Origin of the sequence: Streptomyces chilikensis (genome assembly GCF_001642695.1) — a bacterium.
Lineage (GTDB): Bacteria > Actinomycetota > Actinomycetes > Streptomycetales > Streptomycetaceae > Streptomyces > Streptomyces chilikensis.
Genome location: NZ_LWCC02000005.1, coordinates 3929308 through 3936998 on the forward strand (window position 1 = coordinate 3929308; position 7691 = coordinate 3936998).

Here is a 7691-nt window from a genome sequence, read left to right on the forward strand (position 1 = left end):
CGGGGCGGAGTGCGTGCGGGACCCGGCCGGCCCGCGCCGCACCCGCCGCGCCGCCGGGCGGGAGCCCGCGAGGGCGCGCGGGACCGCGCGTCACGGACCCGGGAACGGGGGATCGGCCGCCGCGGACGCACGGACATGACGTAGGGTGACGGCTCGATGCGCGCAGTCACGCGCCGCCGGAAGGTGTTTGGCCGTGGGGGCCGGGGGTCAAGCAGGTTTCGTGAGGACTTCCGGCACCATGGGAGCGTGCGGCGGGTCTCCCGCGGCGCGCAAGGAGCGAGGGAGGGAGCCGGAGCGATGGGCGACCACAAGGAACAGCCCCTGCGGGTGGGGGCGGCCGTCCGGCGGCGCCGTCGCGCCCTGGAGCTCACCCTCGCCGCGGTGGCCGAGCGCAGCGGCCTCTCGGTGCCGTTCCTCAGCCAGATCGAGAACGACCGGGCGCGGCCCAGCCACCGGTCGCTGGAGAAGGTCGCGGACGCGCTGCGGACCACCGCGGTGGAACTGCTGGCGGCGGCGGACCCGGCGTGCAGCGTGGACGTGGTGCGCGGCGAGGGGTTCGGGGGCGACGACCCGCGGACGACCGGCGGCACGGCCGGAGGGACGACCGGTGAGGCGGCCGGCCCGGAGGACGCCGGCGAGGCCCGGACGCGCACGCTGGTGCGCGGTCACCACCAGATGCACGCCACGGAGTTCAGCGGCGAGTACGACGCGGGGCGGGAGTTCCAGCACCGCAACGACGAGCTGATGTACGTCGCCGACGGCGCGGTGGAGGTCGAGGCCGAGGGCCGCGCCTACCGGCTGGGCCGCGGGGACACGCTGTACCTCACCGGCGGCGTCCGCCACCGGTGGCGGGCCACCGAGCAGGGGACGCGCGTGGTGGTGGTCGCGGTGGCCGAGCACATCGAGGCGACGCAGGACCGCGCCCGGTAACGGCCCCCAACCGGCGGTCACGTGGGCGCGGGGGCCGGCGCGGGCGCCGGTGCCTTCGCCGGGGCGGCGGGGGTGGCCGCGGCGGGCCCGGCGAGGAGCCGGCCGCGGAGCAGGCCCCGCGCCGTGCGGAACGCGGCGGCGGCCCACGCGGTGAGCAGCAGGGCGAACAGGACCACCGCGAGGGCGTCGAACACGGCCAGTCCGGTGCGCCGGCCCAGCGCCGTCGCCCCCGTCACGCAGGTGCCCACGGGGAAGGTGAACGCCCACCAGGTCATCGCGAAGCCCATGCCCGCGCGGGCCGCGCGCACCACCAGGGCGGTGGCCAGGGCCAGCCAGAGCAGCGCGAAGCCCGTCACCGGCACGCCGTACAGCACCGCTGCCACGTCGAGGACCTCCGCGTACGGGGCGGGGACGACGCCCGGTGCGGCCGCCGCGAAGTTCCCGGCGGCGGTGGTCGACTGGCCCAGCGGCCCGAGGACCAGGAACAGCGTCGGGGTGAGGGCCAGGGGCGGCGGCCCACCGGTGAGCAGCCGCGCGACCACCGCCGGCAGGGTCACCAGCACCGCCAGCAGGCTCAGCCCGAACAGCGAGAGGCAGAACGCCAGCATCGTCTGGCGGGCGGTGCCCGCGGGCAGGTACGGGACCAGTTGCGGGCCCAGTGCCGCCGAGACCATCGGCGCCACCAGCGGCAGCAGCCACGCCGGGGCGACGTCGCCGGGGGAGGGGCGGTGGCGCACCACCATCAGGTACGGGACCGCGACGGCCGCCACCAGGCCCGTCGCCGTGCCGGCGGTGAACAGCACGGCGTCCAGGGCCACGGCGGCGGGGAGGCCGGTCCAGTCCCGGCCGACCGTCAGCGCGCCGCCGCCGACCGCCAGCAGCGCCATCGCCAGGCAGGCGTGGAACAGGGCCACGGCGGGGTCCAGCAGATGCCGGCGGGCCTGGTCCGCGTGGTGGCGCCAGTGGAGGGCGCGGGCGGCCAGCAGGGTCACCAGCATCAGCAGGGAGAGCGCCCACAGGCCGGTCCAGAGCCCGCGCAGTCCGGGAAGGGGGACCGGGAGCCCGGCGCCGGCCGTTCCGACGACGGCCGTCCCCATGACGCAGGCGTACCAGTTGGGGCCGAGATGACGTACCGCGCGGATCATGTCCTCCATCGTCCCGAGGAGTCCCGGGAGGCGGCAGAGGGCGCGGTCCTATGAGGGCATAAGCTGAGGTTATGAGCAGCTCCTCCTCCGGTGACCGGCACGACACGACCCCTCCCGCGGCCGGGGTCCTCGCGCACCGGGTCCCGGACCTGGGAGCGCTGGAACTGCTGCTGGCGGTGGCCCGCCTGGGAAGCCTCGGCCGGGCCGCCCGGGAGCTGGGCATCTCGCAGCCGGCCGCGAGCAGCCGGGTGCGGTCCATGGAACGGCACCTGGGACTGGCGCTGGTGGACCGCTCGCCGCGCGGGTCCCGGCTGACCGACACCGGGCAGCTCGTCGCGGACTGGGCGCGCAAGGTGGTCGAGGCGGCGGCGGCCTTCGAGGCGGGGACGCGGGCGCTCAAGGACCGGCGGGACTCCCGGCTGCGGGTGGCGGCCAGCATGACGATCGCCGAGTACCTGCTGCCGGGGTGGCTGATCGCGCTGAGCGAGCGGCGGCCGGGCACGGCGGTGTCGCTGCACGCGGGGAACTCGGCCGAGGTGGCGCGGCGGGTGCGGTCCGGGGAGGCGGACCTCGGCTTCGTGGAGGGGCTCTCCGTGCCGGAGGGGCTGGACTCGGCGGTGGTGGCGCACGACCTGCTGCTCGTGGTGGTCGCCCCCGGGCACCCGTGGGCACGGCGCCGGCGGCCGGTGACGGGGGAGGAACTGGCGTCCACGCCGCTGATCCTGCGGGAGGAGGGGTCGGGGACCCGGCAGGTGCTGGAGGAGGCGCTGGGCGGGGTGGCCCGGCCGCTGATCGAGCTGTCCTCGACCACGGCGGTCAAGACGGCGGCGGTCGGCGGTGCGGGGCCGGCGGTGGTCAGCGAACTGGCGGTGGCCGAGGAGGTCGCGGCGCGGCGGCTGGTCCCGGTGGGGCTGGACGCGGGCGTGCGGCTCCGGCGTGACCTCCGCGCGGTGTGGCCCGGGGGGCACCGGCCGGTGGGGCCGGCGCGGGAGCTGCTGTCGCTGACCCGCGTGTGACCCGGGCCCCCGGCCCCGCTCCGGTGGCCTCCTGACCCAGCTCCGGCGGCCTCCCGGCCCGCTCCGGCGGGCCCCTCGCCGGCCGGTCCGGGCGGGGCGCCGGAGCGGGAACGGGGCGTCAGGTGCGGACGGGCGTCGCGGCGTGGACCAGGGCGCGGACGACGCGCAGGTCGGTGCCCATCTCCGGATGCCACTGCACGCCCAGCACCCAGTCGGGCCCGGGCCGTTCGACCGCCTCGACCGTACCGTCGGACACCGCCCGCGCCGCGACCACCAGCCCCGCCCCCAGCCGCTCCACCGCCTGGTGGTGGAAGGCCGGCACCGACGTCACCTCCGGCACCAGCTCCGCGTACCGCGTCCCCGGAACCGGCGCCACCGGATGCCGTCCGAAGACCCCCGGCGCCCCCGCGTGCCCGTCCACGTGCTGCCGCAGCGTGCCGCCCAGCGCCACGTTGAGCAGCTGCATCCCCCGGCACACCCCCAGCAGCGGCAGCCGCGCCTCCAGCGCCGCGCCGATCAGCGCCAGCTCCCACGCGTCCCGCTCCGCCGCCGGCGGCCCGGTGCGGGGGTCCCGTGCCGCCCCGTACCGCGACGGGTCCACGTCCGGGCCGCCCGCGATCACCAGCCCGTCCAGCCGGGCCACCGCCTCCGCCGCCCGCTCCGGCGCGTCCGGCGGCAGCAGCGCGGCCACACCCCCCGCCCGCTGCACCAGCCGGTGGTACCCGGACGGCAGCAGCGCCGCGTCCAGCTCCCAGGGACCCCACCGCACCCCCGCCTCCAGATAGGTGCTGACCCCGATCAGCGGACGTTCGGACATGCGGTGCTCCTCCCACGGTTCTGCCGCACACCCTCGTGGGTCCCGTTCATGTTTTCAACCGGAGGGAACCGGAGCCCCGATGGGCGGACGGCGCCCCGGCAACCCCGGTCGCGCCCTCTTTCCCGGAAAACGTCCGAACCCCTACGTTAAGGATCCGGCAGGCCCCAGGGCCTGTGCGAGAGCCTGAAGGAGGACCATCCCGTGGCCGACCGCACACCCCCGCTCGGAGTGGACGAACTCAAGGGCCTGGTGACCGCCGGTGAGATCGACACCGTGGTCCTCGCCTTCACCGACATGCAAGGACGCCTCCAGGGCAAGCGGTTCGCCGCCCGCTTCTTCCTCGACGAGGTGCTCGACCACGGCGCCGAGGGCTGCAACTACCTGCTCGCCGTGGACACCGAGATGAACACGGTCGACGGCTACGCCATGTCGTCCTGGGACAGCGGCTACGGCGACTTCGCCATGTACCCCGACGTCAGCACCCTGCGCCGCATCCCCTGGCACCCCGCGACCGCACTGCTCATGGCCGACCTGGCGTGGGCCGACGGCACGCCGGTGGCCGCCGCGCCCCGGCAGATCCTGCGCCGCCAGCTCGACCGGCTGGCCGCCCACGGACTCGGCGCGAAGGCGGGCACCGAGCTGGAGTTCATCGTCTTCAAGGACACCTACGAGCAGGCGTGGGACGCCGGCTACCGCGGCCTCACCCCCGCCAACCAGTACAACGTCGACTACTCCGTCCTCGGCACCGGCCGGATGGAGCCCCTGCTGCGCCGCATCCGCAACGAGATGGCCGGCGCCGGGATGGTCGTGGAGTCCGCCAAGGGCGAGTGCAACCCCGGCCAGCACGAGATCGCGTTCCGCTACGACGAGGCGCTGACCACCTGCGACCAGCACGCGCTCTACAAGACCGGCGCCAAGGAGATCGCCGCCCAGGAGGGCGTCGCGCTGACCTTCATGGCCAAGTACAACGAACGCGAGGGCAACTCCTGCCACGTCCACCTCTCGCTCTGGGACGCCGGCGGACGCAGCGTCATGTCCGGCGACGGCGAGGACGGCATGTCGGACACCATGCGGCACTTCCTGGCCGGACAGCTCGCCGCCCTGCGGGAGTTCACCCTGCTGTACGCGCCCAACATCAACTCCTACAAGCGGTTCCAGCCCGGATCGTTCGCGCCGACCGCCGTCGCCTGGGGCCGCGACAACCGCACCTGCGCGCTGCGCGTCGTCGGCCACGGGCAGTCGCTGCGGTTCGAGAACCGGCTGCCCGGCGGCGACGTCAACCCCTACCTCGCGCTGGCCGGGCTGATCGCGGCCGGGCTGCACGGCATCGAACAGAAGCTCGAACTCCCCGACGCCTGCTCCGGCAACGCCTACGCGGCCGGGTACGAGAGGGTCCCGGCCACCCTCCGGGACGCCGCCGACCTGTGGGAGCGCAGCGACACCGCCCGGGCCGCCTTCGGCGACGAGGTGGTCGACCACTACCTGAACATGGCCCGCGTCGAGGTCGCCGCCTACGACGCCGCGGTCACCGACTGGGAGCTGCGCCGCTCCTTCGAACGACTCTGAGGAACGGTATGAACGGGCAGGACGACCTGGAAGTGCTGAACCCGGCCACGGAGGAGGTCATCGCCAGCGTCCCGGCGGCCGGGCGGCGGGACGTCGACGCCGCCGTGCGCCGGGCGGCCGCGGCGCAGACCGCGTGGGCGGCCCTGGCGCCGGGCGAACGGGCCCGGCTCCTGCGGCGGTTCGCCGTCGTCGTCGACGAACACGTGGAGGAGCTGGCCCGGACGGAGCTCCGCGAGGCGGGGCACACCCTCGGCAACGCCCGCTGGGAGGCCGGCAACGTCCGCGACCTGCTCGACTACGCGGCCGGCGGCGTGGAGCGGCTGACCGGCCGGCAGATCCCGGTGCCCGGCGGCGTCGACGTCACCTTCCTGGAGCCGCTCGGCGTGGTCGGCGTGATCGTGCCGTGGAACTTCCCGATGCCCGTCGCCGCCTGGGGATTCGCGCCCGCGCTCGCCGCGGGCAACGCGGTGGTCGTCAAACCGGCCGAGACCACCCCGCTCACCGCGCTGCGGCTCGCCGAACTCGCCCTGGAGGCGGGACTGCCCGAGCACCTGCTCCAGGTGCTTCCCGGACGGGGGGACGTCGCGGGCGAGGCGCTGGTCCGCCACCCCGGCGTGGCCAAGATCGTCTTCACCGGTTCGGCCCGGGTGGGCAAACGCGTGATGGCCCTCTGCTCCGACCAGGTGAAGCGGGTCACCCTGGAGCTGGGAGGCAAGAGCCCCAACATCGTCTTCGCCGACGCCGACCTGGAGGCCGCGGCGGCCGCCGCCCCGATGGCCTTCCTCGACAACGCGGGCCAGGACTGCTGCGCCCGCACCCGCATCCTGGTCCAGCGCGGGGTGCACGACCGCTTCCTGGAACTGCTGGAGCCCGCGGTCGAGTCGGTCCGGGTCGGCGACCCGGCCGACGAGCGGACGCAGATGGGCCCGCTGATCTCCCGCGCCCAGCTCGAGCGGGTGCGCTCCTACACCGACGGGGCCGGGCCCGCGATCCGCGGAAAGGCGCCCGAGGGGCCCGGGTTCTGGTTCCCGCCGACCGTGCTCACCGGCGTCGCGCCGGACGCCCCGGCGGTCCGCGAGGAGATCTTCGGGCCGGTGGCCGTGGTGCTGCCCTTCGAGGACGAGGCGGACGCCGTCCGGCTCGCCAACGACACCGAGTACGGACTCTCCGGCTCCCTGTGGACCCGCGACGTGGGCCGCGCCCTGCGCGTCTCCCGCGCCGTGCGGGCCGGCAACCTGTCGGTCAACTCGCACTCCAGCGTCCGCTACTGGACGCCGTTCGGCGGATTCGCCGGGTCCGGAATCGGCCGGGAACTCGGCCCCGACGCGCTCGCCGCCTTCACCGAGACCAAGAACGTCTTCATCAGCACGGAGGGTTCCGCTCCATGACCGACACCAGTCAGCAGGCCGTCTGCCGCCGCCTCGTCGGCCGCACCGCCGTCGTCACCGGCGCGGGCAGCGGCATCGGCCTGGCCGCCGTGCGACGGCTCGCCGCCGAGGGCGCGCACGTGGTCTGCGGCGACATCGACGAGACCACGGGCAAGGCCGCCGCCGAGGAGGTGGGGGGAACCTTCGTCAAGGTCGACGTCACCGACCCCGAGCAGGTCGAGGCGCTGTTCCGCACCGCCCACGAGACCTACGGGTCGGTCGACGTCGCCTTCAACAACGCCGGCATCTCCCCGCCCGACGACGACTCCATCCTCGACACCGGCCTGGAGGCCTGGAGGCGGGTCCAGGAGGTCAACCTGACCTCCGTGTACCTCTGCTGCAAGGCGGCCATCCCCTACATGCGGCGGCAGGGCAGGGGATCCATCATCAACACCGCCTCCTTCGTCGCCCGGATGGGCGCGGCCACCTCGCAGATCTCCTACACCGCCTCCAAGGGCGGCGTGCTCGCCATGTCCCGGGAGCTCGGCGTGCAGTTCGCCCGGGAGGGCATCCGGGTCAACGCCCTGTGCCCCGGGCCCGTCAACACCCCGCTGCTGCGGGAGCTGTTCGCCAAGGACCCGGAGCGCGCCGCCCGCCGTCTGGTGCACATCCCGGCGGGCCGGTTCGCCGAGGCCGAGGAGATCGCCGCCGCGGTGGCCTTCCTCGCCAGCGACGACTCCTCCTTCGTCAACGCCTCCGACTTCCTGGTGGACGGCGGCATCTCGGGCGCGTACGTCACGCCTCTGTAGCGGACAGAGGTGTACGGTCCCGGACACATGGGACATCTGAC

7 protein-coding genes are annotated in these 7691 nt (G+C 75.1%); 5 read left to right on the top strand and 2 right to left on the bottom strand.

Annotation, left to right across the window (positions count from 1 at the left end):
• The first annotated feature begins 297 nt into the window (after positions 1 to 297).
• Entirely contained in the window at positions 298 to 930 is a 633-nt protein-coding gene (locus tag A2U95_RS17575) for a helix-turn-helix domain-containing protein (RefSeq protein ID WP_166023648.1), read from the top strand.
• A 17-nt stretch (positions 931 to 947) separates the two neighbouring features.
• Here A2U95_RS17575 and A2U95_RS17580 read toward each other — a convergent pair whose 3' ends face one another.
• Entirely contained in the window at positions 948 to 2075 is a 1128-nt protein-coding gene (locus tag A2U95_RS17580; RefSeq protein WP_166023650.1) for a TDT family transporter, read from the bottom strand.
• 71 nt (positions 2076 to 2146) lie between these two features.
• On the opposite strand from A2U95_RS17580, the gene A2U95_RS17585 reads away from it, so the two are divergent.
• The gene (locus tag A2U95_RS17585; RefSeq protein ID WP_166023652.1) at positions 2147 to 3091 is read left to right on the top strand and encodes a LysR family transcriptional regulator; all 945 of its coding nucleotides are present in this window, start codon (positions 2147 to 2149) and stop codon (positions 3089 to 3091) included.
• Between the two features lie 118 nt (positions 3092 to 3209).
• Here A2U95_RS17585 and A2U95_RS17590 read toward each other — a convergent pair whose 3' ends face one another.
• A complete protein-coding gene (locus A2U95_RS17590) occupies positions 3210 to 3908 on the bottom strand; it encodes a gamma-glutamyl-gamma-aminobutyrate hydrolase family protein (protein WP_166023654.1) in 699 nt (232 codons plus the stop codon).
• Positions 3909 to 4109: 201 nt separating this feature from the next.
• Here A2U95_RS17590 and A2U95_RS17595 point away from each other — a divergent pair, with 201 nt between their 5' ends.
• The 3 genes from A2U95_RS17595 to A2U95_RS17605 are packed head-to-tail and all read left to right on the top strand — an operon-like array spanning position 4110 to position 7650.
• Positions 4110 to 5474 (top strand): glutamine synthetase family protein, encoded by a 1365-nt coding sequence (locus tag A2U95_RS17595; RefSeq protein ID WP_166023656.1) that lies wholly within the window; start codon positions 4110 to 4112, stop codon positions 5472 to 5474.
• Between the two features lie 8 nt (positions 5475 to 5482).
• Positions 5483 to 6862 (top strand): aldehyde dehydrogenase family protein, encoded by a 1380-nt coding sequence (locus A2U95_RS17600; RefSeq protein ID WP_166023658.1) that lies wholly within the window; start codon positions 5483 to 5485, stop codon positions 6860 to 6862.
• Complete coding sequence (locus tag A2U95_RS17605) at positions 6859 to 7650, top strand: 3-oxoacyl-ACP reductase (protein ID WP_166023660.1); 792 nt, start codon at positions 6859 to 6861, stop codon at positions 7648 to 7650. The genes A2U95_RS17600 and A2U95_RS17605 overlap by 4 nt, the downstream gene beginning before the upstream one ends.
• Positions 7651 to 7691: the final 41 nt, after the last annotated feature.

Coding starts and splice junctions, on each gene's coding strand:
- A2U95_RS17575 (WP_166023648.1), top strand. CDS start 298: ATGGGCGACCACAAGGAACAGCCCCTGCGGGTGGGGGCGGCCGTCCGG.
- A2U95_RS17590 (WP_166023654.1), bottom strand. CDS start 3,908: ATGTCCGAACGTCCGCTGATCGGGGTCAGCACCTATCTGGAGGCGGGG.
- A2U95_RS17580 (WP_166023650.1), bottom strand. CDS start 2,075: ATGATCCGCGCGGTACGTCATCTCGGCCCCAACTGGTACGCCTGCGTC.
- A2U95_RS17605 (WP_166023660.1), top strand. CDS start 6,859: ATGACCGACACCAGTCAGCAGGCCGTCTGCCGCCGCCTCGTCGGCCGC.
- A2U95_RS17585 (WP_166023652.1), top strand. CDS start 2,147: ATGAGCAGCTCCTCCTCCGGTGACCGGCACGACACGACCCCTCCCGCG.
- A2U95_RS17600 (WP_166023658.1), top strand. CDS start 5,483: ATGAACGGGCAGGACGACCTGGAAGTGCTGAACCCGGCCACGGAGGAG.